The sequence below is a fragment of the Kitasatospora sp. NPDC101157 genome (assembly GCF_044768255.1).
GTDB lineage: Bacteria > Actinomycetota > Actinomycetes > Streptomycetales > Streptomycetaceae > Kitasatospora.
Genome location: NZ_JBIWPL010000001.1, coordinates 457,242 through 482,520 on the forward strand (window position 1 = coordinate 457,242; position 25,279 = coordinate 482,520).

Annotated in this window: 17 protein-coding genes; 14 read left to right on the forward strand and 3 right to left on the reverse strand. The window is 74.4% G+C overall.

Annotated features, from left to right (window positions below; all coding sequences use genetic code 11):
* Positions 1–31: 31 nt before the first annotated feature.
* Positions 32–2,749: a flippase-like domain-containing protein gene (locus ACIRVF_RS02075; RefSeq protein WP_402812374.1), complete on the reverse strand. Its 2,718-nt coding sequence runs from the start codon at positions 2,747–2,749 to the stop codon at positions 32–34.
* Between the two features lie 134 nt (positions 2,750–2,883).
* Here ACIRVF_RS02075 and ACIRVF_RS02080 point away from each other — a divergent pair, with 134 nt between their 5' ends.
* From ACIRVF_RS02080 to ACIRVF_RS02095, 4 genes are all read left to right on the forward strand, one after another.
* Positions 2,884–3,261 carry an MGMT family protein gene (locus tag ACIRVF_RS02080; protein ID WP_402812377.1) on the forward strand — a complete coding sequence of 126 codons (378 nt, stop codon included), beginning with the start codon at positions 2,884–2,886 and terminating at the stop codon, positions 3,259–3,261.
* A gap of 84 nt (positions 3,262–3,345) precedes the next feature.
* Entirely contained in the window at positions 3,346–6,711 is a 3,366-nt protein-coding gene (locus tag ACIRVF_RS02085; RefSeq protein ID WP_402812380.1) for an ATP-dependent helicase, read from the forward strand.
* A 57-nt stretch (positions 6,712–6,768) separates the two neighbouring features.
* Complete coding sequence (locus tag ACIRVF_RS02090; protein WP_402812383.1) at positions 6,769–10,029, forward strand: UvrD-helicase domain-containing protein; 3,261 nt, start codon at positions 6,769–6,771, stop codon at positions 10,027–10,029.
* A gap of 194 nt (positions 10,030–10,223) precedes the next feature.
* Positions 10,224–11,408 carry a PP2C family protein-serine/threonine phosphatase gene (locus ACIRVF_RS02095; RefSeq protein WP_402812386.1) on the forward strand — a complete coding sequence of 395 codons (1,185 nt, stop codon included), beginning with the start codon at positions 10,224–10,226 and terminating at the stop codon, positions 11,406–11,408.
* Positions 11,409–11,458: 50 nt separating this feature from the next.
* On the opposite strand, the gene ACIRVF_RS02100 is transcribed toward ACIRVF_RS02095, so the two are convergent.
* Positions 11,459–12,436 carry an endonuclease/exonuclease/phosphatase family protein gene (locus tag ACIRVF_RS02100; RefSeq protein WP_402812389.1) on the reverse strand — a complete coding sequence of 326 codons (978 nt, stop codon included), beginning with the start codon at positions 12,434–12,436 and terminating at the stop codon, positions 11,459–11,461.
* Between the two features lie 67 nt (positions 12,437–12,503).
* On the opposite strand from ACIRVF_RS02100, the gene ACIRVF_RS02105 reads away from it, so the two are divergent.
* From ACIRVF_RS02105 to ACIRVF_RS02130, 6 genes are all read left to right on the forward strand, one after another.
* Positions 12,504–13,136: a PadR family transcriptional regulator gene (locus ACIRVF_RS02105; RefSeq protein ID WP_402812392.1), complete on the forward strand. Its 633-nt coding sequence runs from the start codon at positions 12,504–12,506 to the stop codon at positions 13,134–13,136.
* An 81-nt stretch (positions 13,137–13,217) separates the two neighbouring features.
* The gene (locus ACIRVF_RS02110; protein WP_402812395.1) at positions 13,218–13,982 is read left to right on the forward strand and encodes an ABC transporter ATP-binding protein; all 765 of its coding nucleotides are present in this window, start codon (positions 13,218–13,220) and stop codon (positions 13,980–13,982) included.
* Positions 13,979–16,834: an FtsX-like permease family protein gene (locus tag ACIRVF_RS02115; RefSeq protein WP_402812398.1), complete on the forward strand. Its 2,856-nt coding sequence runs from the start codon at positions 13,979–13,981 to the stop codon at positions 16,832–16,834. The genes ACIRVF_RS02110 and ACIRVF_RS02115 overlap by 4 nt, the downstream gene beginning before the upstream one ends.
* Before the next feature lie 229 nt (positions 16,835–17,063).
* Positions 17,064–18,467 (forward strand): dipeptidase, encoded by a 1,404-nt coding sequence (locus ACIRVF_RS02120; protein ID WP_402812401.1) that lies wholly within the window; start codon positions 17,064–17,066, stop codon positions 18,465–18,467.
* Positions 18,468–18,646: 179 nt separating this feature from the next.
* Positions 18,647–19,588 carry an NAD(+) diphosphatase gene (gene nudC, locus ACIRVF_RS02125; RefSeq protein ID WP_402812404.1) on the forward strand — a complete coding sequence of 314 codons (942 nt, stop codon included), beginning with the start codon at positions 18,647–18,649 and terminating at the stop codon, positions 19,586–19,588.
* A 329-nt stretch (positions 19,589–19,917) separates the two neighbouring features.
* Positions 19,918–20,757, forward strand: a complete 840-nt coding sequence (locus ACIRVF_RS02130) for a GntR family transcriptional regulator (RefSeq protein WP_402812407.1) — start codon at positions 19,918–19,920, stop codon at positions 20,755–20,757.
* 36 nt (positions 20,758–20,793) lie between these two features.
* Here ACIRVF_RS02130 and ACIRVF_RS02135 read toward each other — a convergent pair whose 3' ends face one another.
* A complete protein-coding gene (locus tag ACIRVF_RS02135; RefSeq protein ID WP_030287501.1) occupies positions 20,794–21,051 on the reverse strand; it encodes a mycoredoxin in 258 nt (85 codons plus the stop codon).
* A gap of 187 nt (positions 21,052–21,238) precedes the next feature.
* Between ACIRVF_RS02135 and ACIRVF_RS02140 the strand changes: the two genes are divergently transcribed.
* The 4 genes from ACIRVF_RS02140 (at position 21,239) to ACIRVF_RS02155 (ending at position 25,227) form a co-directional block, all read left to right on the forward strand.
* A complete protein-coding gene (locus ACIRVF_RS02140) occupies positions 21,239–23,506 on the forward strand; it encodes an ATP-dependent DNA helicase UvrD2 (RefSeq protein WP_402812411.1) in 2,268 nt (755 codons plus the stop codon).
* A gap of 339 nt (positions 23,507–23,845) precedes the next feature.
* On the forward strand, positions 23,846–24,292 hold the full coding sequence (locus ACIRVF_RS02145; RefSeq protein ID WP_402812414.1) for a hypothetical protein: 447 nt from the start codon (positions 23,846–23,848) through the stop codon (positions 24,290–24,292).
* 168 nt (positions 24,293–24,460) lie between these two features.
* Positions 24,461–24,829, forward strand: coding sequence for a WhiB family transcriptional regulator (locus tag ACIRVF_RS02150; RefSeq protein ID WP_370863281.1), 369 nt, complete (start codon positions 24,461–24,463; stop codon positions 24,827–24,829).
* A gap of 152 nt (positions 24,830–24,981) precedes the next feature.
* Positions 24,982–25,227 carry a hypothetical protein gene (locus ACIRVF_RS02155; RefSeq protein WP_402812966.1) on the forward strand — a complete coding sequence of 82 codons (246 nt, stop codon included), beginning with the start codon at positions 24,982–24,984 and terminating at the stop codon, positions 25,225–25,227.
* The last annotated feature ends 52 nt before the right edge of the window (positions 25,228–25,279 follow it).

The following is a 25,279-nucleotide window of genomic DNA, read 5'->3' on the forward strand; positions in this document are numbered from 1 at the left end:
CTGCGTTCGACGACCCGTGCGAGCGGGGGACTCAGAGCGCGTGCCTGCGCTGCAGCACGTTGTAGGCGATCCAGCCCGGCAGCACCGGCAGCCAGAAGGTCAGCGCCCGGTAGAGGAAGACCGCCGGGGTGGCGACCGCGGGGGAGACGTCCGCGACGGTCAGCGCGCCGATCAGGGCGACCTCGACCGGGCCGATGCCGCCCGGGGTGGGGATCGCCGAGCCGGCCGCGTTGGCGGTCAGGAAGACCACCGCGACGGCCGAGAAGCTGACGTCGCCGCCGAAGGCCTGCACCGAGAAGTCCAGGCAGGCGGTGAAGGACAGGGTCAGCAGCAGGATGCCGCCGAAGCCGGTGACCAGCTTGCTGGGCGTCTGCATCAGGTCGAGCATGCGCGGCACCACGCCGAAGAACAGCGAGCGCAGCCGGCCCAGGACGAAGCGGCGCAGCGGCGCGACCGCGGCCACCACCAGGGCGAGCACCGCGGCGGTCAGCACCCCGATGATCACCGCCCGGGAGGCGGAGAGGTCGCCGTTGGTCTGGCTGCCGGTGATCAGGCCGAAGCTGAACAGCAGCAGCAGGTGGCCGCCCAGGCCCGCCAGCTGGGAGGCGCCGACCGAGGCGACCGCCTGGCCGGGGCGGATGCCGGCCTTCTGCAGGTAGCGGGTGTTGAGCGCGATGCCGCCGATCGCGGCGGGGGCGACCAGCTTCACGAAGGAGCCGGCCAGCTGGGCGGCGACGGTGCGCCGGAACGGCAGCCGCTCGGGGACGAAGCCGGTCAGGCTCATCGCGGCGGCGACGTAGCTGAACGCGGCCGCCAGCAGGGCCGCCGCCGCCCAGGCCCAGTTCATCTGGGAGAGCTTGAGCTGGGCGGGCTTGATGGTGGTCAGCGCCAGGTAGGCGGCGAAGGTGAGCGCGATCACCATGATCAGGCTCTTCGGCTTCAGCCGCTCCAGCTTGGCCGGCTCCATCGGCGCCTCGGGGGCGATCTGCAGGATCTGGCCGCGGATGCGGCTGAGCAGGTCCTCGCCGGCCGCCGCGATGTCCTCCTCGGCCTGCTGCTGGGTGCGCTCGCCGGCCGCGACCTGCTCCAGGGCCCTGGCCCGGGCGGCGGCCTTGCGCTCCTTGGTGAGCTTGGCGAGGTCGATCCGGGTGGAGCGGCTCATCCCGACCGGCTGGAGCAGCGGCAGCGCCTGGGCGACCCGGTCCGCGCCGAGCACCGCGTTGGCGGTGGCGACGGCCCGCTCGGGGCCGATCCGCAGCGCGAAGGTGGTCAGCAGCTGGGCGACGTCGATGCGCAGCGTCAGGTCGGTGGCGGCGATGTCCCCGCCGGAGAGGTTGACCAGGCAGGCCGCCTTGTCGTCCACCACGAGCAGCGACTCGCCGGTCAGCCGGCGGTGGGCGATCCGGCGCTCGTGCAGGGCCGCCACCGAGCGCCACAGCGAGGCCATCACCAGGTCGGTGACCTCCTCGTCGGCGAGCTCGTCGAGGGTCCGGCCCTCGACGTTCTCGTACACCAGGATCGCGGCGTCCGGGCCCAGCTCCGAGGTGGCCACCAGCTGCGGCGCGTGGGCGCCCGAGGCGGCCGCCGCGTACGCGATCAGGGCCTCCTGCTCCAGCGCCTGGCGCAGCGACTGGGGGCTGCGGCGCACCGCGACCGAGCGCAGCCGCAGCCGCCGCCAGGCCCGGTAGAAGAAGCCGGAGGCCTGCTGCTCGCGGTCGATGATGTGGACGTCCAGGGGCGGGCCGTCCTGCTGGGTGACGTAGTAGCGCCGGGTGCCGCCGGGGGCGTCCGGGGCGCGGTGGGCGCCGTCCGGGGTGAAGCCGACCTTGCGCAGGCCGATCATCAGGTGCTGGCCGGTGGGCCGGATGTTGGGGGAGCCGATCGCGTACAGGGTGCCGTACGCGACGGACCAGCCGATCAGCACGGTGAGCATCAGCGACAGCGGGGTGGTGTAGCCGCCGAGCAGCTCGGTGACCCCGCTGAAGACCACCACCACCCACAGGGCCACCCGCCAGCGCGGTCTGCTCGTCATGCCGACGGCGGTCATGTAGGCGATCACCGGGGCGAGGTAGCCGTGCACCGGGTCGGTGAGGGTGCTGTTGCTGTCCAGCGGCAGCCGGGTCAGCGCGTCCCGGATGTGCGTGGAGGCACCCTCGGCCACCCACCAGTCGATGCCCAGCGAGACGCCGTACGCGAGCACCGAGGCGAGCACGCCGTCGGCGACCCGCAGGCCGTCGCGTTTGATCAGCCGCTCGACCGCGAAGGCCAGCGGCACGGCGAGCACCGCGACGCTGGAGACCAGGCCGGTGATGGTGGACAGCACCGCCGAGAAGTGCGGCGCGTTGGTGGCGATGTCCTGCTCGATGCCGGTGGTCGTCGACGTGGCGATGCCGGCCAGGACGAAGACGGCGACTATCCCGAGGACCCCGGCCAGGAAGCGGATCAGGTCGGACGGGCGGTGCGCGCGGGCGGCGAGCAGCGGCTCGTCGACGTCCAGGTGCGGGGCGTCGTCCAGCGGGTCGTGGTACTCGGTCCGCGGGGCGGGCGGCGCCGCGGCGGGAGGCTGCGGCTGGGACTCGGGGGCCTTCTCGGGCGTGGGGGTCTTGATCGTCAGGTCCTTGATCAGGGAGACTTCCGGCGTCGGCCCGTCCTCGGGCCGCCCTTCGGACTCGTCACCGGGAGCCGGGGGCACGGCGGAGCCGGACTCGTCGGAGTCCCTGTCCACGCCCACGTCAGCCGTCCCGGTCATCTGGTCTTGTCCTCGTATCACCACTCACCGCCCCGAAGATGGTGGCATGCCCCGGCCCCCCGTGCTGGACAGGGGCCGGATCGGGCGCGGCGGATCGTTCGTACGGGGCCGCGCACGCGTCCCTGTAAGGAAGAATGCCGCAGGTGACGGACGTAACAGACGACGGCGTCCCGGGCGCCCTACCACCGTTCGCCGAACTGGTGCTCGACCTGACCGAGCGGATTCCACCCGGCAGGGTGATGACCTACGGCGACGTCGCCGAGTACCTCGGCCAGGGCGGCCCCCGGCAGGTCGGGCGGGTGATGGCCCTGTACGGCGGCTCGGTGCCCTGGTGGCGGGTCATCCGCGCCGACGGCCGCCTCCTGCCCGGGCACGAACAGCGCGCCCTCGCCCACTACGGCGAGGAGGGCACCCCGCTGCGCGAACTCGCCGACCCGCCCCGGGTGGACCTGAGGCGGGCCCGCTGGGACGGCGAGGAGATTCCACCGAACCCCGCGCGCCGACGTGATTGACGGGGCAGGATCGTAGGCTCGATGCGGGCGGGCCCCACGGGCCCGCCCCGGCCATGCCCCTCCGCTCCACCCAGGACCTTGTTCGTGAGTTCCCCCTACCGGCTCGTGCGCAGCCCGCTCGTCCAGCCCGACCCGCCCGTGCTGGACGACTACCAGCGCGCCGTGGTCGAGCACACCGGCGGCCCGCTGCTCGTCCTCGCCGGACCGGGCACGGGCAAGACCACCACCCTCGTCGAGGCGGTCGCCCGGCGCATCCAGGACGGCACCGACCCCGAGCGGATCCTCGTCCTCACCTTCAGCCGCAAGGCCGCCGTGGAACTGCGCGACCGGATGTCCGGCCGGCTCGGCGGCTCCGCCGCCGCCCCGCAGGCCACCACCTTCCACTCCTTCTGCTACGCCCTGCTGCGCGCCCACCAGGAACCGGAGGACTACGCCGAACCGCTGCGGCTGCTCTCCGGCCCCGAACAGGACGTCATGGTCCGCGAACTGCTGGCCGGCGGCGCCGAGGACGCCAAGCGCACGGAGTCGACCGGCGGCTCCGCCGCGGGCACCCGCATCCAGTGGCCGCTCGACCTGCGCGCCTGCCTGACCACCCGCGGCTTCGCCGACGAGGTCCGCGCCGTCCTCGCCCGCAGCCGCGAACTCGGCCTCGGCGAGGCCGAACTCGAACGCTTCGCCCGGCGCGTCCAGCGCCCCGACTGGGTCGCCGCCGCGCACTTCCTCGCCGACTACCTCGACGTGCTCGACCTGCGCGGCGTCCTCGACTACGCCGAACTCGTCCACCGCGCCGTCCTGCTCGCCGAACGCCCCGAGGTCGGCGAACGGCTCCGCGAGCGCTACCAGGTCGTCTTCGTCGACGAGTACCAGGACACCGACCCCTCCCAGGTCCGGCTGCTGCGCCAGCTCGCCGGCGGCGGACGCGACCTGGTCGCGGTCGGCGACCCCGACCAGTCGATCTACGCCTTCCGCGGCGCCGACATCAACGGCATCCTCGACTTCCCCCAGGCCTTCCGGCAGGCCGACGGCAGCCCCGCCGACGTCAAGGTGCTGCGGGTCTCCCGCCGCTCCGGCGCCGTCCTGCTCGCCGCCTCCCGCGAACTCGCCCGCCGGATGCCGATGGGCCGGCTGCCCGCCGACAAGCTCGCCCAGCACCGCGCCCTGCTGCCGTCCCGCGAGGGCGGTCGGGTCGAGGTCTACACCTACCCCACCCCCGGCGCCGAACTCGACTCGATCGCCGACCTGCTGCGCCGCGCCCACCTGGAGGACGGCGTGCCCTGGGGCGAGATGGCCGTCCTCGTCCGGGCCGGCGCCCGCTCCATCCCCGGCGTGCGCCGGGCCCTCGGCGCGGCCGGCGTCCCGCTGGAGATCGACGGCGACGACCTGCCGCTGCGCGAGGAACCCGCCGTCGCCCAGCTGCTGCTCGCCCTGCGGGTCTGCGCCGAGCAGGCCGCCCGCGACAAGCAGGGCGACCCGGACGCCCCCGACCCGCTCACCACCGACCTGGCCCACACCCTGCTGACCGGTCCGCTCGGCGGCCTCGACGGCTCCGACCTGCGCCGCCTCGGCCGCGCCCTGCGCGAGGAGGAACGCGCCGCCCTGCGCGCCCGCCCGGGCGCCGCCCCCGGCGCCGACGACCGCCCCGCCGCCCCGCGCCCGGCCGGCGAGCTGATCCGCGAGGCCCTCGCCGAACCCGAACGCCTGATCGCCCTCGACCCGGCGATCGCCCGCCGCGCCCGCGACCTGGGCACGCTGCTGCGCAAGGTCCGCGAACTGCTGGCCGGCGGCTGCACCGCCGAGGAGGCCCTCTGGGAACTGTGGGACGGCAGCCGCCGCTGGCGCGAACGCCTGGAGCGGGCCGCCCTGCGCGGCGGCGCCGCCGGCCGCAACGCCGACCGCGACCTGGACGCGCTGTGCGCCCTCTTCGAGACCGCCGCCCGCGCAGAGGAACAGGTCACCGGGCACCGCAGCGCCCTCGACCTGCTCGCCGAACTCGAAGCCCAGGACATCGCCGCCGACACCCTCACCGTCCGCACCGTCCGCCCCGAGGCGGTACGGCTGATGACCGCCCACCGCTCCAAGGGCCTGGAATGGCGCCTGGTCGTCGTCGCCGGCGTCCAGGACGGCCTCTGGCCCGACCTGCGCCGCCGCGGCTCCCTGCTGGAGGCCGACCGGATCGGCCGCGACGGCCTCGCCGAACCGCTCTCCCCGGCCGCCCTGCTCGGCGAGGAACGCCGCCTCTTCTACGTCGCCGCCACCCGCGCCAAGGAACGGCTGATCGTCACCGCCGTCAAGGCCCCCGCCGACGACGGCGACGAACCCTCCCGCTTCCTGCGCGAGCTCTACCGGGAGGACATCGACCCGCGCACCGGCAAGGCCGTGCGCCGCACCCCGCCCGTCACCGTCGAGGACGTCACCCACCGCCCGCGCCGCCCCCTCTCGGTCGCCGCCCTGGTCGCCGAACTGCGCGCCGTCACCGTCGACCCCGCCCGATCGCCCGAACTGCGCCGCGCCGCCGCCGAACGCCTCGCCGTCCTCGCCTCCGCCGCCGACGAGGACGGCCTGCCGCTGGTGCCCGCCGCCCACCCCGACCGCTGGTGGGGCCTGGACGACCCGACCGCCGCCCCCGAGCCGCTGCGCAGCGCCGACGCGCCCGTACGGCTGTCCGGCAGCGGCCTGGAACAGCTGGAGAACTGCTCGCTGCAGTGGTTCCTGGACAAGGAGGTCAGGGCCCGCGGCGCCGGCACCGCCGCCCAGGGCTTCGGCAACGTGGTGCACGCCCTCGCCGACGAGGTCGGCTCCGGCCGCACCCCCGCCGACCTCTCCGTGCTCATGGCCCGCCTGGACACCGTCTGGGACGCCCTGGCCTTCGACGCCCCCTGGAAGTCCCACCAGGAGAAGACCGAGGCCCGCGCCGCCCTGGAGCGCTTCCTCAACTGGCACGTCCTCGAACGCGGCCGCGACCTCGTCGCCACCGAGCACGGCTTCGACGTCACCCTCGACGTCGGCGGCGTCTCGGTGCGCATCCGCGGCTCCATGGACCGGGTCGAGAAGGACCACGCCGGACGCGCCTACGTCGTCGACTTCAAGACCGGCAAGCAGATCCCCACCGACCGGTCGCTGCCCGAGCACAAGCAGCTCGCCGTCTACCAGCTCGCCGTCCGGGCCGGCGCCCTCAACGAGCTCCCCGGCTTCACCGAACGGCCCCCGGCCACCGGCGGCGCCGAACTCGTCCACCTGCGCGAGGCCGCCGCCAGGACCGCCCCGGACGCCCCCAAGGTGCAGCGGCAGGAGCCGCCCGAGGGCGAACCGTGGATCGAGAACCTGCTCGCCGAGGCCGCCGGCAAGGTCCTCGCCGAACGCTTCGTCCCGCAGACCGGCGGCGGCTGCGACCGCTGCGCCTTCCGCCGCAGCTGCTCCGCCCAGCGCGACGGTGCCCAGCTGGTGGAGTAGCCGGTGTCACGCCCGCCGGGCGCCCGGAGTGTCGGTTCCGCCCGTTAACGTTGCGGGGTGACCGCCGTGCTCAGCCATCCCGACCAGCTCAAGGAGCTGCTGGGCATCCCGTTCAACCGGGAACAGATGGCGGCCATCGGCGCCCCCCTCGCCCCCGCCGTGATCGTGGCCGGCGCCGGCTCCGGCAAGACCACCGTGATGGCCGCCCGGGTCGTCTGGCTGGTCGGCTCCGGCGCCGTACGCCCCGAGGAGGTGCTCGGCCTCACCTTCACCAACAAGGCCGCCGGCGAACTCGCCGAACGCGTCCGCACCGCCCTGCGGGTCTGCGGGCTGGGGCTCCCCCCGGAAGAAGGCCGGGGGCGCGTCCCCGACCGGGACGACACCGAACCGCTCGGCGAACCCGAGATCTCCACCTACCACGCCTTCGCCGGCCGGCTGCTCAAGGAACACGGCCTGCGCATCGGCATAGAACCGGACGTGCGGCTGCTCGCCGACGCCACCCGCTTCCAGCTCGCCGCCAAGGTGCTGCGCACCGCCCGCGGCCCCTTCCCCGCCCTCACCGGCACCTTCGCCAACCTCGTCGCCGACCTCACCGCCCTGGACGGCGAACTCGCCGAACACCTGGTCGAGCCCGCCGCGCTGCGCGCCCACGACGAGGAACTGCTCGACACCCTCGCCACCGTCGAACTGCGCAACGACGACCTGCGGGCCGTCCCCGCCACCGCCCGCGCCCGGCTGGAACTGCTGCGCCTGGTCGAGGACTACCGCCGCCGCAAGCAGGCCGCCGGACTGATGGACTTCGGCGACCAGATAGCCGCCGCCGCCCGCCTCGCCCAGCAGCGCCCCGAGGTCGGCGCCCTGCTGCGCGGCCAGTTCAAGGTCGTCCTGCTCGACGAGTACCAGGACACCTCCGTCGCCCAGCGGCTCATGCTCGCCGGCCTCTTCGGCGCGGGCCCGGACGGCACCGGGACCGGCCACCCGGTGACCGCCGTCGGCGACCCCTGCCAGGCCATCTACGGCTGGCGCGGCGCCTCCGTCGCCAACCTCGACGACTTCCCCCGGCACTTCCCGAAGGCCGACGGCCGCCCCGCCGACCGGTACGCGCTCAGCGAGAACCGCCGCAGCGGCGGACGCCTGCTCGCCTTCGCCAACGAACTCGCCGCCCCGCTGCGGGCCGTGCACGAGGGCGTCGAGGCGCTGCGCCCGGCCCCCGGCGCCGAACAGGACGGCTACGTGCGGGCCGCCCTGCTGCCCACCCACGCCGAGGAGGTCGACTGGCTCGCCGACTCGATCGCCCACCTGGTGCGCACCGGCACCGCGCCCGGCCGGATCGCCGTGCTGTGCCGGGGCGGCGCGGCCTTCCCGGACATCCACGCCGCGCTGGTCGCCCGCGAGGTGCCGGTCGAGGTGGTGGGCCTCGGCGGGCTGCTGCAACTGCCCGAGGTGGCCGACCTGGTGGCGGTCTGCGAGGTGCTGCAGGACCCGACCGCCAATGCCGCCCTGGTGCGCCTGCTGGTCGGCCCGCGCTGGCGGATCGGCCCGCGCGACCTCGCCCTGCTCGGCCGCCGGGCCGCCGAACTGGTGCGCACCGAGCGCCCCGAGGGCGTGGAGGCGCTGGCCGCGGCCGTCGCCGAGGCCGACCCGACCGAGGTGGTGTCGCTCGCCGACGCGGTGGAGACCTTCCTGACCTCCTCGACCGGTGAGCAGGGGGACCAGCCGGACGACCTGCCGTTCTCCGCCGAGGCCAGGGTGCGCTTCGCCCGGCTCGCCGCCGAACTGCGCGAGCTGCGCCGCTCGCTCGCCGACCCGCTGATGGACGTGCTGCACCGGGTGCTGACCGTCACCGGCCTGGAGGTCGAGCTCGCCGCCTCCCCGCAGGCCCTGGCCGCCCGGCGCAGGGAGACCCTGCACGCCTTCCTGGACGTCGCCGCCTCCTTCGCCGACCTGGACGGCGACCCGGGCCTGGCCGCCTTCCTCGGCTTCCTGCGCGCGGCCCAGGAGTACGAGCGCGGCCTGGACAGCAGCCTGCCCGGCGGCGAGGACACCGTGAAGGTGCTCACCGCGCACAAGTCCAAGGGCCTGGAGTGGGACGTGGTGGCCGTCCCCGGCCTGGTGAAGGGCGCCTTCCCGTCCGGCACCGCGCGCGAACGCTGGACCAGCACCAAGCGGGTGCTCCCGCACGCCCTGCGCGGCGACGCCGCCACCCTGCCCGACGTGCGCGGCGGCTGGACGAGCAAGTCGATGGCGGCGTTCAAGAAGGAGCTGGCCGAGCACTCCGGCACCGAGGAACTGCGCCTGGGCTACGTCGCGTTCACCCGCCCCCGCTCCCTGCTGCTGGCCTCCGGTCACTGGTGGGGCCCGAGCCAGAAGACCGTCCGCGGACCGTCCGCCTTCCTGGAGCAGCTGCGCGCGCACTGCGAGCGGCCCGGCGCCGGCGAGGTCGAGCACTGGGCCGAGCAGCCGGAGAAGGGCGCGGTGAACCCGGCGCTGGCCACCGCCGTCGAACGCCCCTGGCCGCTGCCGCTGGACCCGGCCGCCCAGCACGCCCGCCGCCGGGTCGCCGAGGTCGTGCGCGCCCGGGTGGCCGGCGCGCCCGCCCCCGAACCGGAGCCGATGGCGGCCGAGGACCAGCGCCAGGTCGCCTCCTGGGACCGCGACCTCACCGCGCTGCTGGGCGAGTTGGAGCGCTCCCGGCGCACCGCCCGGGAGGTTCCGCTGCCGCCCGCGCTGTCCGCCACCCAACTGCTGCGGCTGGCCGCCGACCCCGACGGCTTCGCCCGCGACCTGGCCCGCCCGATGCCCCGCCCCCCGCAGCCCGCCGCCCGGCGCGGCACCCGCTTCCACGCCTGGGTGCAGTCCCGGATCGAGCCGCTGCTGCTGATCGAGCCCGACGCGCTGCCCGGCGCCGACGACGACGGCATCGAGGACGAGCAGGACCTGGAGCGGCTCAAGGAGGCGTTCCTGCGCACCCCGTACGCCCGGCGCAGGCCCCACCGGGTGGAGGCGCCGTTCCAACTGGTGCTCGCGGGGCGGGTGGTGCGCGGCCGGATCGACGCGGTCTACCGGGACGGTGACGGGGTGACGGAATCCGTCGGTGCGTCACGCTACGAAGTGGTGGACTGGAAGACCCACCGCGAGGAGACCGCCGACCCGCTGCAGCTCGCGGTCTACCGGCTCGCCTGGGCCGAGCAGGCGGGCGTCGATCCCGAGCAGGTCACGGCTTCGTTCCTGTACGTCCGCAGCGGACGGATCGTACGCCCGGAACGACTTCCCGACCGAAAAGAGTTGGAACGGCTCCTGATCGGGAACAGTGACTAATGAGTCACGCAGAGCATCCAAGTCATCACGCCGACGCCCGAAACCTGTGCGTCGTGCACGTTTCGCGCCTATTGTGGGGTCGGTAACCGGTCAACCCCCGTGCTCCGGCCGCCAGCGAGGCCCGTACTCCCTGACCCTCAGTCATCACCGCAGGTGCCCCCGGGCATCGGCGCCTTCTGCTGGAGAGACCGAAGTTGAGCGCGACCGGATGGATCAGAGAGCGGTTCACCGGGCCGACCCCGGGACCCGCACCGGGCACGACCGGCACCTGGCCGAGGACGGCGCTCGCGCTGCCCTTCATCGGCATGGCGCTGATCGTCGCCCTCGACCATCTCAGCGGCACCGGGGTGACGGTCGAACCCGCCCTCACCGCCGTACCCGCGCTGGCCGCCGTGGTCAGCCACCGCACCTGGTACCCGCTCGCCATCGGCCTGTGCACCGAGGCGGCGGCGTTCCTGATGGCCTTCCGCAGTGACACGCTCGGCGAGTCCGTGCACGCCGCCAGCGTCATCGCGATCCTGCTGGTCGCCACGATCGGCTGGGTCAGCGCCACCCTGAGACTGCGCCAGGAACGCGCCCTGGCCGACGCCCAGCTGGTCGCCTCGATCGCCCGCCGGGTACTGCTGCGGCCCGTCCCCGAACGGGTCGGCAGCGTGCGCGCCGCCGTCCACTACGAGGCCGCCGCCGCCCATGCCCGCATCGGCGGCGACCTGTACGAGGTCGTCAACACCCGGCACGGCGTCCGGGCCGTGGTCGGCGACGTGCGCGGCAAGGGCCTCGGCGCGGTCGAGACCGCCGCCGCCGTCCTCGGCGCCTTCCGCGAGGCCGCCCACCAGGAGCCCGCCCTCGACCGGGTGGCCGGCTGGCTGGCCGACAGCCTCGACCGCGCCCTGCACGAGAACGACCACCCCGGCGTGGAGGAGGAGTTCGTCACCCTCGTGCTGATCGGGGTCCGGCCCGACGGCACCGCCGAACTCGTCAACTGCGGCCACCCCTCGCCGCTGCTGCTGCGCGGCGGACTGGTCCGCCCGCTCGAACTCGCCGAGACCGTACCGCCGCTGGGCGTCCTCGACCCGGCCGACGTCCACCCCCCGGTTCACCGGGTCCCGCTGCACGGCGACGACCGGGTGCTGCTGTTCACCGACGGGGTGATCGAGGCCCGCGACCGCTCCGGCGCCTTCTACCCGCTCGCCGACCGCTTCCCGCGTTGCGCCGACGGCCGTCCCGCCGACGTCCTCCAGCGCCTCCACGAGGACGTGGTGCGCCACGTCGGCCGCCAGCTCGGCGACGACGCGGCCATGCTGCTCCTGCAGTACGACCCCACCCCGCCCGCCGCCGCCCACCTGCCCCAGCAGGCCGGCGTCCTGACGAACCACTAGGACCGCCCGGGACCCCGGGATCGCCCGGGATCGCCCGGGGCCGCCTGCGACTACAGCGAGACCCGCACCAGCAGCGGACGGTGGTCCGACACCGCGGCGCGCGGCGCCGCCGCCGGACCCACCGCCGCGCGCGGCACCCCCACCGCCAGCACGTGGTCGAACTGCACCGCCGGCCGGTGCGAGGGATAGGTCGGCGTGCGCGCCAGGTCGTACCAGCCCTGCAGCCGGGTCCGCGGCTCGCGCACCCGCCGCCGGCGCGGCTCCACCGCCGCCTGCCGGGCCCGCCGGACCGCCCGCAGCTCCCGCACCCGCACCCGTGCCCGCGGCGCCGTGCGCTCCAGCGCCGTCGCCCCGCCGAGCACCGTGCGCGGCACCGCGCCCACCAGGTTGAAGTCCCCCAGCACCAGGTGCGGCTGCGGCAGGTCGGCGATCCAGCGCCGGATCCCGGCCAGCTGCGCCATGTTCCAGCCCGGCACGAAGGACAGGTGCGCGGCCACCACGGTGAACGGCCCGCGCTCGCCCTCCAGCACCGCCGCCAGCGCCGCCCGCGGCTCGTCCGGCACCGGGGTCAGCCCCCGCCGCCCGGCCACCCGCAGCGGCAGTCCGAACGGCGCCGGCGCGAAGCGCCGGGCCCGCCAGTGCCGCACCGGCAGCCGGGTCAGCAGCGCCGTCCCGTACGAGGGCGGGGCGTCGTCGCCGACCTCGCCCGGCCCGTACACCCGCAGGCCGTTCGGCCCGGACGGGTCCGGCACCCAGCCCGCCACCGGCGCCGGGCGCCCGTGCAGCGCGGCGGCGAAGCGCCAGTCGCCCGCGCCCATCGCCCCGGCCGCCACCGCCGCCTGGTCGGTGCCGCCCGAGCGCGGCTGGTGCCGGTCCACCTCCTGCAGGGCCAGGACGTCGGCGTCCAGCGCGGCGATCGCCTCGGCCAGCGGGGCCCCCGCGTCGGCCGGGTAGGGCCGCGGCGCGCCGTCCGCGGCGAGCGGCTGACCGTGCAACAGGTTGAAGGTGGCGATGCGCAACTGGCTCACACCGCACGACGGTACCCGAGGGGGCGCGGCTTGAGGCCGTAGGGCATACCGGGTATACATACTGAGTATGTCCATCCGCCACGGTCTGCTCGCCCTGCTCGACCAGGGCCCCCGCTACGGCTACCAGCTGCGCACCGAGTTCGAGGCGCGCACCGGCGCCACCTGGCCGCTCAACGTCGGACAGGTCTACACCACGCTGTCCCGACTGGAACGCGACGGCCTGGTCGAAGCCGCCGGGGAGGACGAGGAGGGCCACCAGTTCTACGCCGTCACCGACGCCGGCCGCGCCGAACTGCGAGCCTGGTTCGACACCCCGGTGCCCCGGACCAGCCCCCCGCGCGACGAACTGGCGATCAAGCTCGCCATGGCCGTGACCGTCCCCGGAGTGGACGTCTCCGCCGTCGTCCAGGGCCAGCGCCGGCACAGCATCAAGGCCCTCCAGGACTACACCCGGCTCAAGGGCCGCGCCCTCGCCGGCGAGACCGGACCCGGCACCGTCCCCACCGAGGGCAACGACCTCGCCTGGCTGCTCGTCCTCGACCAGCTGATCTTCCAGACCGAGGCCGAGATCCGCTGGCTCGACCACTGCGAGACCCGGCTCGCCCAGCAGGCCGAACTCCAACAGGCCCGCGCCGCCGAGGCCGCCCGCGACGGCGCCACCAAGAAGCCCGGCCGGCTCGGCCGCCGCACCCGCGCCTGAGCCCGGCCCTCGGGCCTCCACCCGATCCACAGGGCCCGGCGCCCCGAACGCCCGGCCCGCACCCAGTACTAGGGGGGAACCGTGTCCCACACCGACCAGTCCCGGCAGACGCCGGTACTGCACCTGGAGGACGTCACCCGCGTCCACGGCCAGGGCGCCGCCGAGGTCCAGGCCCTGCGCGGCGTCGACCTCAAGGTCCACCCCGGCGAATTCGTCGCCGTCATGGGCCCCTCCGGCTCCGGCAAGTCCACCCTGCTCACCCTCGCCGGCGGCCTCGACACCCCGACCACCGGCCAGGTCCTGGTCGAAGGCGTCGCCCTCGGCACCCTCACCCGCAAGAAACTCGCCCAGGTCCGCCGCCGCTCCGTCGGCTACGTCTTCCAGGACTACAACCTGATACCGGCCCTCACCGCCGCCGAGAACATCTCCTTGCCCCGCGAACTCGACGGCGTCTCCGCCCGCGCCGCCCGCCGCGAGGCCCTCGCCGCCCTGGAGGAACTCGGCATCCCCGAACTCGCCGACCGCTTCCCCGACGACATGTCCGGCGGCCAGCAGCAGCGCGTCGCCATCGCCCGCGCCCTGATCGGCGACCGCCGCCTCGTCCTCGCCGACGAACCCACCGGCGCCCTCGACTCCACCACCGGCGAAGCCGTCCTCGCCGTCCTGCGCGCCCGCTGCGACGCCGGCGCCGCCGCCATGATGGTCACCCACGAAGCCCGCCACGCCGCCTGGGCCGACCGCGTCGTCTTCCTGCGCGACGGCCGCATGGTCGACGAGTCCGTCAGCCAGGACGCCGCCAGCCTCCTCGTCAGCGCCGCCGCCAACAGCAGGAAGGTGGACGAGTGAAGCCCGGAGCCTGGCGGCTCGCCCTGCGCATCGCCCGCCGCGACGCCCTGCGCGCCAAGGGCCGCAGCGCCCTGGTGATCGCCATGGTCGCGCTGCCCGTCCTCGGCGTCACCGGCGCCGACGTGTTCTTCCGCAGCGCCACCCTCGAACCCGCCGAACGCGTCGTCCGGACCATGGGACAGGCCGACGGCCAACTGGAGATGGTCGAACGCGGCACCTCCGTCACGCAGGCCCCCGACCCGGGCGACCACTCCTACCGGGTCTTCGACCCCAAGTACGAGGCCAAGGACGGCGCCGCCCCCCGGTACACCCCCGAGCAGCAGCGCTCCCGCGACACCGAACCCACCCGGCTCGCCCAGCAGTTGCTGCCGCCCGGCAGCACCCTCGTGCCCGAACCCCAGGGCCCGGACACCGCCGCCAGCAGCACCGAGGGCCTGCTCACCACCCGCACCAGCGAAGCCGACCTGACCGACCCGGTCTGGCACGGCCGGCTCGACGTGGTCGAGGGCAGTGCCCCCGCCAACGACCAACAGGCCGCCGTCACCCGCGAGTTCCTGAACCGCTCCGGCCTGCGGATCGGCGACCGCACCGCCGTCCGGGGCCTGGAGTCCACCCCCTTCACCATCACCGCCGTCGTCGAGTACCCCGACGACCTCAAGGGCACCGAACTCGTCACCCGCCCCGGCACCCTGATCGGCAAGCTCCCCGACACCTCCGGCCACGGCACCACCGCCGCCGCCACCCGCTGGCTGGTCAAACTCCCGGCCGGCGCCACCCTCGACTGGGCCAAGGTCACCGAACTCAACGGCTACGGCTTCGTCCTCGCCTCCCGCAGCGTCATCCTCCACCCGCCGGCCCGCGCCGACGTGCCCTTCTACGTCGAGATGGACCGCACAGGCGGCAGCGGCACCGCCCTGCTCGACCGCACCTACGTCGTCATCCTCGCCACCGTCGTCGGCATGGCCCTCCTGGAGATCGTCCTCCTCGCGGGCCCCGCCTTCGCCGTCGGGGCCCGACGCTCACGGCGCCAGCTCGGCCTGCTCGCCGCCGCGGGCGGTGACCGCGCCAACGTCCGCGCGGTCGTCCTCGGCGGCGGCGTCGTCCTCGGCCTCACCGGCGCCGCCATCGGCCTCGGCCTCGGCATCGCCCTGGTCGGCCTGCTGCGCACCCGCGCCGAGGAGTACTCCGGCGCCCGCTTCGGCCACTTCAACCTCCAGCCGCTCGACCTGCTCGGCGTGCTCCTGGTCGGCCTCGTCACCGGACTGCTCGCCGCCATCGTGCCCGCCGTCCAGGCCTCCCGCCAGGACGTCGTCTCCGCCCTCACCGGCCGCGACTCGCTCAAGCCGCCGAGCCGCAAACTCGCCCTGCTCGGCGTGCTGATGCTCGGCACCGGCACCGCCCTCGCCCTCGTCGGCGCGACCAGCGGCTTCTCCAGCCGCACCCTCGCCGTCCTCGGCGGCTCCCTCATCGCCGAACTCGGCATGGTCGCCCTCACCCCGTACCTGGTCGGCCTGTTCGGCAAGCTCGGCCGCTGGCTCTCGCTCGGCCCCCGGCTAGCCCTGCGCGACTCCGTCCGCCACCGCGGCCGCACCGCGCCCGCCGTCGCCGCCGTGATGGCCGCCGTCGCCGGCTCCGTCGCCGTCAACGTCTACCTCGCCAGCTACGACGACCAGTACCGCCGCGAGTACGTCGCCGCCGGCCCGCCCGGCGCCGTCATCCTCGGCACCGGCTACGGCACCAGCACCGAGACCAAACTGCTCCCGCAGATGCGCGACACCGTCGAACGCAGCATCTCCGGCCTCGGCCCCCGGGCCGACGTCTCCCACGTCGACTACAAGGGCGACTGCCAGGACGGCACCTCCTGCGGCTACGTCGAGGTCATGCCGCCCAAGGAACGGCGCTGCCCGGTCTTCGACCGCGACGTCCCCGCCGACCCCGACGAGACCAAGCGCGTGATGAGCACCGACCCGCGCTGCCAGGTCAACCAACGCCGCGGCAGCCAGTACGGCGACGTCACCGCCGGCGACGCCACGCTGCTGCGCAACCTGTACGGCGTCACCGACCCGGCCGCCGGCCAGGCCCTCACCGCCGGCAAGGCCGTGGTCTTCGACCCGCGCTACTACGAGGACGGCAAGGTCGTCCTGCGGTTCAGCGAGCCCGCCACCACGGGCACCGGCGGCACCCCCGCCAAGCCCAGGATCACCGAGACCACCGTCGACGCCGTCCTCGCCCCCTCCGCGATGCCGGCCCCCGGCCAGATCGTGATGACCCCGGACACCGCCACCCGGCTCGGCTTCACCACCCGGCCGGCCGGCTCCGTCTGGCTCCCCGGGGCCACCCCCTCCGACGGTGACCAGCAGAAGGCCGACGGCGCCCTCGGCAAGCTCACCGACCACACCGTCCTCAGCGTCGAACGCGGCTACCAGTCCAAGGCCGGACTCGTCGGCCTCGGCCTGGCCGGCTTCGCCGGACTCGTCGCCCTCGGCGCGGCCGGCATCGCCACCGGACTGGCCGCCGCCGACTCCCAGCGCGACCTCACCACCCTCGCCGCCGTCGGCGCGGAACCGCGCATCCGCCGCTCGCTGTCCGGCTTCCAGTGCGGAGTCATCGCCGCCATGGGCACCCTGCTCGGCGCCGTCTGCGGCCTCCTGCCGGCCATCGCCCTGCGCAAGGTCCAGGGCCTCGCGGCCGACTATCCCGGCATCAGCCCCGAGGAACTCGCCGACAAGTCGTCCGTGGTCCTGCCCTGGCCCACCATCGCCGCCACCGTCGTGGTGCTGCCGCTGCTCGCGGCGGCCCTGGCCGCGCTGCTCACGCGCTCGCGGATGTCGCTGCTGCGCCGCACCGGCTGAGGGCGGCGGCCGCCCGCTCCCGGGGGTGCCCCGTCACCCCCGTCACCCCCGTCACCCTCAGCACCCCGTCATCCCCGTCACCCCCGTCCGCGCGACCCGTCGCGGCGGGGGTGACGGCCGTCGCGGGAGCGGCGGAAGCGGCGGGGGTGACGGAGGTTACAGCCCTGACGGCGTCCGGCACCCGGAGGCCCGGGGCGGGCACCCACACGGGCGAACTACAGTCGTCGGTATGACGAGAACCCCGGACAGCGCCGTCCGCTCCTTCATCGACCAGCACCAGGCCGCCTTCCTCGCCGACCTCTCCGAGTGGCTGGCCATCCCCTCGGTCTCCGCGGACCCCGAGCGGGCCGGCGACGTGCGCCGCTCCGCCGAGTGGCTGGCCGCCAAGCTGAGCGCGACCGGCTTCCCGGTCGCCGAGGTGTGGGAGACCGACGGGCTGCCCGCGGTGTTCGCCGAGTGGCCGTCCGGGGACCCGTCCGCACCGACCGTCCTGGTCTACGGGCACCACGACGTGCAGCCCGCCGCCAAGGAGGACGGCTGGGACACCGAGCCCTTCACCCCGACCGTGGTCGGCGAGCGGCTGTACGCGCGCGGCGCGGCCGACGACAAGGGCCAGGTCTTCTTCCACACCCTCGGGGTGCGCGCCCACCTGGCCGCCACCGGCCGCACCGCGCCGGCCGTCAACCTCAAGCTGCTGATCGAGGGCGAGGAGGAGTCCGGCTCGCCGCACTTCGCCGACCTGGTCCGGCGCGAGGCCGAGCGGCTGGCCGCCGACGTGGTGGTCATCTCCGACACCGGCATGTGGTCCGAGACCACCCCGACCGTGTGCACCGGCATGCGCGGCCTCGCGGACGCCCAGCTCGACCTGTACGGGCCGGACACCGACATCCACTCCGGCTCCTTCGGCGGCGCCGTCCCCAACCCGGCCCAGGTCGCGGCCGAACTGGCCGCCGCCCTGCACGACGACGACCGCAGGGTCGCGATCCCGGGCTTCTACGACGGGATCGTGGAGCTGACCGAGCGCGAGCGCGAACTGTTCGCCGAACTGCCCTTCGACGAGGCGCAGTGGCTGCGCGTCGCCAAGTCGTACGGCACCCGCGGGGAGGCCGGGTACTCCACCCTGGAGCGGGTCTGGGCCCGGCCGACCGCCGAGGTCAACGGCATCTGGGGCGGCTACACCGGCCCCGGCGGCAAGACCATCGTGCCGTCCTCGGCCCACCTCAAGCTGTCCTTCCGGCTGGTCGCCGGGCAGGAGGTGGAGAAGGTCCGCGAGGCGGTCCGGGCCTGGGTCGCCGAGCGGGTGCCCGAGGGCATCCGGTACGAGCTGGTCTTCCCGGGCGCGACCCGGCCCTGCCTGACCCCGCTGGACCACCCGGCGCTGCAGTCCACGGTCCGCGCGATGGGCCGAGCCTTCGGGCAGAAGATCCTCTTCACCCGCGAGGGCGGCTCCGGCCCCGCCGCGGACCTGCAGGACGTGCTGGGCGCGCCGGTGCTGTTCCTCGGCATCTCGGTGCCCTCGGACGGCTGGCACTCGGTCAACGAGAAGGTCGAGCTGGACCTGCTGGCCAAGGGCGTCGAGACCGCCGCCTACCTGTGGGGCGACCTGGCCGAGAACTTCCGGCCCGGCGCGTGAGCCCGCGCGCTGTGGGCCCGGCGCGTGGGCCCGCGCGCTGTGAGCCCACGCGCCGTGGGCCCGCGAGTCGGGCCCCCGAGCCGGGGACGCGCTGCGGGCCCCTTCCGCTCCGGGCCCTTCCGCGCACACCGCAGTCAGATCACTCATCCGGATGATTCACCACGTGGGGATGGAACGAAGTGAGCACCGTGCCTGAGACCGAGCGCCCGCAGGCCCTGGCCCTGGCCAGGGCGGGGGTGGACCGGGCCGCCGAGCACCGGTTCGACGAGCCCTGGCTGGCCGCCGCCTGGAGCCACCCCGCCACCCGGGTCCTGCCGATCGCCGGCGGCGAGGCCTTCGTCGTCGACACCGCGCAGGGCACCGAGCTCGTCCTGCTGCCCTCCTTCGAGGCGCCGCAGACCGGTGACCGCTACTTCCTCGGCACCGACGAGGACGGCGTCTCCTACTTCGCGCTGGCCGGCGAGAGCCTGCCCGGCCGGCTGGACGGCGACGCCCGCCCGGCCGGACTGCGCGAGGTCGGCGCGCTGCTGTCCGACCGCGACGCCGGCCTGCTGGTGCACGCCGTCGCCCTGGAGCACTGGCACCGGCTGCACAGCTTCTGCTCGCGCTGCGGCCACCCGACCGAGAAGGCCGGCGCCGGGCACGTGCGGCGCTGCACCTCCTGCGCGGCCGAGCACTACCCGCGCACCGACCCGGCGGTGATCATGGTGATCACCGACGAGCAGGACCGCTGCCTGCTCGGCCGCCAGGCGCTGTGGCCGGAGGGCCGCTGGTCCACGCTGGCCGGCTTCGTCGAGCCGGGGGAGTCGATCGAGCAGGCGGTGGCCCGCGAGGTGCAGGAGGAGGCGGGCGTGCGGGTCGGCGAGGTCCGCTACGTCGCCAGCCAGCCCTGGCCGTTCCCGTCCAGCCTGATGCTCGGCTTCACGGGCAAGGCCCTGCCCGGCGGCACCGACATCACCGTGGACGGCGAGGAGCTGGCCGAGGCGCGCTGGTTCTCCCGCGAGGAGCTGCGCGCCGGGATGGAGGCGGGAGAGATCCTGCCGCCCTCCGGCATCTCGATCGCCCGCCACCTGGTCGAACTCTGGTACGGCGAGCGGCTGCCGTCGGCGGCGCGCTGGTAGTCCCGTACGGATCCCGGGCGGCCGCGGGGAGTTCCGTGCGGTTGCGGTGAGTCCGGTGAGATTCGGGTGAGCCCCGGGCTGTTCCGGTGAGCCCCGGGCTGTTCCGGTGAGTTCGGTGCGGTTCCGCATCCAGGGGGCGCGTGGCTTATGCCGCGCGCCCCCGCTTTTCCCTCCCAGCCCTTCCCGAATCCGCCACGACCGGCTGTTCGTGGCCGGACGGGCCAGTTCTGCTACCGCAGGAGCCCCCGAGGCCCCCACCGCCGACCCGCGCGGACGACATTGCCGGAAACGGCTGAAACCGCGTCACCACGCTCGCTACATTCACTCGGGTGACAATCCCCCGGGGCACCGCCCAATCCCCCAAATACCAGCGCCTCGCCGCCGACCTGCGCCGCCGGATCGCCGAGGGCGAGTTCACCACCGACGCCGCCCTCCCGGTCGAGAGCGAACTGGAGCGCCAGTACGGCGTCGCCCGCAACACCGTCCGGCTCGCCGTCGACGTCCTGGTCAACGAAGGCCGCCTCGTCCGACTCCAGGGCAAGGGCACCTACCTGCGCGAACACCCCGTCCTCGACCACCGCGCCTACGGGCCCGCCCTGCCCCCGGCCCCCCGCGACTGCCTCGCCGCGCCCTCCGCCGTCTACCTCGGCGAAGCCGACGAAGCCGGACGCGAACTCAGCACCGACTTCGAGATGATGATCGTCCGGGCCCGCGTCGACATCGCCGAACGCCTCGGACTGCGCCCCGGCGAGGCCATCGTCGTCCGCCGCCAGCTGCGCCTGCTCGACCGCGAGCCGTACTCCATCGAGGAGAGCCACTACCGGGCCGGCCTCGCCGCCGGCACCCCGCTGATGGAACCCGACCCCGTCGAAGGCGGGGACGAAGCCGTCCTCGCCGCCCTCGGCCGCACCGAGGTCGGCGCCGTCGACCACCTCGTCGCCCGGATGCCGGGCCCCGAGGAGGCCCAGTGGTTCCAGGGCGGCCCCGGCGTCCCGCTCATGGTCCAGACCCGGGTCACCTACGACCGGCGCGGCCCCGTCCGGGTTATCGAGACCCGCTACTCGGCCGACCGCAGCCGGCTCGTCTACGGCATCGGCGACCTCGGCGCGCGCACCACCCTGCCCGCCCCCGCCAACCCCGTCGATCCGGCCCGGGCCGACGCGCCGTGAGGCGCGCCGACGCCGGCCGGCCGTCCCGGCGCCGGGTCAGGCGGCCAGGGCCTTCTTGACCTGGATCAGGCTCGGGTTCGTCATCACGACCTGCTCGCCGCCGCCCACCGGCTGGACCAGCACCGTCGGCACCGTCTGGTTGCCGTTGTTCACCGACTCCACGAAGGCGGCCGACGCCGGGTCCTCCTCGATGTTGATCTCGGTGTAGCCGATGCCTTCACGGTCCAGCTGGCTCTTGAGTCGGTTGCAGTACCCACACCAGGTCGTGCTGTACATCGTCACGGTGCCGGACATCGAGGGGACTCCTTCGAAAGAGGGGTTCGTACGGTCTCACAGCCGCAACGTCCACCGGGCGGCCGGCATTCCGGCAACCCCACCGGTGGTCCACGCGGCAACGGACCGGGCGATGCGGAGGGATCATCCTGCGATCACACCGGGCCTGTGGACAACCCCGCCGTCGTTGTCCCAGCGGGCTGAGAGGATGGAACGCATGCAGGAAGACCTCTTGAGCGGCAGCCCGTACGACGGCCCCCACGGCTCCCCCTGGGCCGACCCCGGCGCCGCCACCGGCCCCGACGCCGTGCTCGCCGGGCTCGACCCCGAACAGCGCGCCGTCGCCACCGCCCTGCACGGCCCCGTCTGCGTCCTCGCCGGCGCCGGCACCGGCAAGACCCGCGCCATCACCCACCGCATCGCCTACGGCGTGCGCAGCGGGGTCTACCAGCCCGCGCAGGTCCTCGCCGTCACCTTCACCGCCCGCGCCGCCGGCGAGATGCGCGGCCGACTGCGGCAGCTCGGCGCCGACGGCGTCCAGGCCCGCACCTTCCACGCCGCCGCCCTGCGCCAGCTCCAGTACTTCTGGCCCCGCGCCGTCGGCGGCCCGGTGCCCCAGCTCCTCGAACGCAAGGTGCAGCTCGTCGCCGAAGCCGCCGGCCGCTGCGGACTGCGCGTCCAGCGCACCGAACTGCGCGACCTCACCGCCGAGATCGAATGGGCCAAGGTCACCCAGACCGGCCCCGACGACTACCCCGCCGCCGTCGCCAAGTCCGGCCGGGAAGCCCCCCGCGACCCCGCCGAGACCGCCCAGGTCTACCGCGTCTACGAGGAGACCAAGAGCCGCCGCGGCACCATCGACTTCGAGGACGTCCTGCTCCTCACCGCCGCCATCCTGGAGGACCGCCCGGACATCGCCGACCAGGTCCGCAACCAGTACCGGCACTTCACCGTCGACGAGTACCAGGACGTCTCCCCGCTCCAGCAGCGCCTGCTCGACCAGTGGACCGGCCCCGGCGGCGGCGCCAGCCTCTGCGTCGTCGGCGACGCCAGCCAGACCATCTACTCCTTCACCGGCGCCACCCCGGACTACCTGCTGAACTTCCGCAGCCGCCACCCCGAGGCCACCGTCGTCAAACTCGTCCGCGACTACCGCTCCACCCCCCAGGTCGTCCACCTCGCCAACGGACTGCTCGCCCAGGCCCGCGGCGAGGCCGCCCGCCACCGCCTCGAACTCGTCTCCCAGCGCGAGGCCGGCCCCGAACCCGTCTACACCGAGTACGAGGACGAACCCACCGAGGCCGAGACCACCGCCCGCCGGATCAAGGACCTCCTCGCCACCGGCGTGCGCGCCAGCGAGATCGCCGTCCTGTTCCGCACCAACGGCCAGTCCGAGGTCTACGAACAGGCCCTCGCCGACCTCGGCGTCCCCTACCAGCTCAAGGGCGCCGAACGGTTCTTCGAACGCCCCGAGGTCCGCGACGCCGGCGTCCTGCTGCGCGGCGCCGCCCGCGCCGCCGCCGACCCGCTCACCGCCGGCGCCCCCGACCTCGCCGGCCAGGTCCGCGCCGTCCTCGCCAGCCGCGGCTTCACCCCCGAACCGCCCGCCGGCTCCGGCGCCGTCCGCGACCGCTGGGAATCCCTCGCCGCCCTCGTCCGCCTCGCCGAGGAGTTCGAGCGCACCCGCGCCGCCGAGGGCCTCGGCACCGACCTCGCCGCCTACGTCGCCGAACTCGACGCCCGCGCCGCCGCCCAGCACGCCCCCGCCGTCGAAGGCGTCACCCTCGCCTCCCTGCACGCCGCCAAGGGCCTCGAATGGGACGCCGTCTTCCTCGTCGGCCTCACCGAGGGCACCCTGCCGATCATCTACGCCAAGACCGACGAACAGATCGAGGAGGAACGCCGCCTCCTCTACGTCGGCGTCACCCGCGCCCGCAAGCACCTCAGCCTCTCCTGGGCCCTCTCCCGCTCCCCGGGCGGCCGCGCCTCCCGCAAACCCAGCCGCTTCATGGACGGGCTGCGCCCCGGCTCCTCCGCTCCGGGCGCGCGCACCGGCGCGAGGGGCGGGCGGGGGAGCGTCGAGCCCGGCGAGCGCTCGGCCGCCCGACGGGTCCGCGGCCCGGTCAAGTGCCGGGTCTGCGACAGGCCGCTCACCGATGCCGTCGAACGCAAGCTGCGCCGCTGCGAGGACTGCCCGTCCACGATGGACGAGGCGCTGTACGAGCGGCTGCGCGAGTGGCGCGCCCGGCAGGCGAAGGAGCAGGGCGCCCCGGCGTACGTCGTGTTCACCGACGCGACCCTGATGGCGATCGCCGAGGACGTGCCCGCCAGCCGCCAGGAACTGGCCCTGATCTCGGGGGTCGGCGCCATGAAGCTGGACAAGTACGGGTCGGCCGTGCTCTCGTTGTGCGCGGGGGAGGAGCCCGAGGAGGATCCGGACGGCGTCGAGGACGACGGTCCGGTCGATCCGGCGTGAGCCGGCACGGGCGCGGTCCAGGGGACTGCTCGGGGGACTTCGCAACCGCTGCGGAACGTCGTGGCGACCGCCGCGGAACGTCGTGGCGACCGTCGCCGGACGTCGCGCGGATCGTGCCGCGGGACGGAGTCGCGTGAACTCGCGTGAAAAATAGTTTGCGCGGCATACCGGGAGCGCAATAGCCTGCCGGAGCGGTCAAGGGGACGCGGTCGCACGGGGTGAAACCTGTGCCGATCCCCCTCGCCCACAGCTCTACCGAGACAGACATCCGAACATTCGGAGCCAGGGGAACCAGGCTCCGCGAGACGCCGAGAGGAGGCGAAGACAGTGGGAAACATCATGATCACCAAAATGACTGGCCAGACCGTTGTCGCTGCCTCCCTGCGTGCCGCCCGTCTGCGGGCGCTCGCCGAGCTCGGTGGAACCGGTCTGGGTCTCGACGCCACCGGTGTCTCCGTCGCCTCCGCTGTCAGTGGTCTTGGACACACTGATCTGTGCCTCACGGGCGGCAGGAGTGTCGAAGGCACCGTTGTCGAGACCGGTCTGTCCCGTGACTGGGCGTCGGTCGACGCCTCGCGCCCCGAGCGCGATGTGCGACCGACCCAGGCACCGAAGGCGGCCGTAGCCGCCGCCATGCATGGCGGCTATGCGCAGGTCATCGGTGCCGGAAACGCCCAGAAGCAGAACGAGCAGCAGATCAACCAGGCCAAGGCCGCCTTTATCGGCGCCGAGGCCATCCGGATGCGGGCCTTCCGCGGGCCTGAACCCTGGAGAGAACGAACCTGAGTCAGCCTCAGGTCGGCACCTCCAGGGCCGCGGAACCCGTCACACCGGGATCCGCGGCCCTTCTGTTTTGTCCGGTACGCAAGACCACCCAGGCCCCCCGGGGCCTCCGGCCCAGCACCACCAGTCCACTGGGCCGGACCCACTGAGAAGACGAGGAAGACGCCCACAGTGTCCACGGTCATCACGCCGCCCATCCCGTCCGTACCGCCGACAAGCCAGATCACCAAGGCCGACCAGGCCGACCCCCCGGAGGTTCCGTTCATGCAGCTCAACTCGATCGAGCAGGCCGAGGCGCTCGGTCTCCCCATCCCCTGCCGCGCCTTCGACCCCGAGGTCTTCTTCGCGGAGACGCCCGCCGACGTCGAGTACGCGAAGTCCCTCTGCGGCACCTGCCCGGTGAAGGAGGCCTGCCTGGCCGGCGCGCTGGAGCGCCGCGAGCCGTGGGGCGTCTGGGGCGGCGAGCTGTTCGTCCAGGGTGTGGTCGTGGCCCGCAAGCGGCCGCGTGGCCGTCCGCGCAAGACCGAGGTCATGGCGTGAACCCCGCCGACCACGTCAGGGCCGTCCGCAGGGGAGAGCAGCCCCCGCTGGACACCGCCCTCCGCCGGTCCGTACGGATCGCCGCCGCCAAGGCCGACTCAGCGGCCAGCACCCGCCCATTCCCGAGCACGCACCACGAGCAGGACCACGACATGACCCCCGCCGCCATCGATCCCACCGTCCGCGCCGAGCAGACCACTGAACTTCAGATCCAGAACAGGACCCTCGAAATGCAACTTCTGCATGAATCCCTGGCCCGTGCCCATATGCAAGACAGGTTCCACGAGGCCGAGGAACAACGCCTCGTCAGCCGGGTCGTCCGGGCGCGCAAGCTCCGGCAGCGGGCCGAGCGCGCCTCGATGCGGGCCCGCAAGGCGCTCGCCGTCGCGCTGATGTAGGCGCCCCGACGCCGATCCGACTGACCCCCGTCGTGCCGCAGGCCGCCCCCCG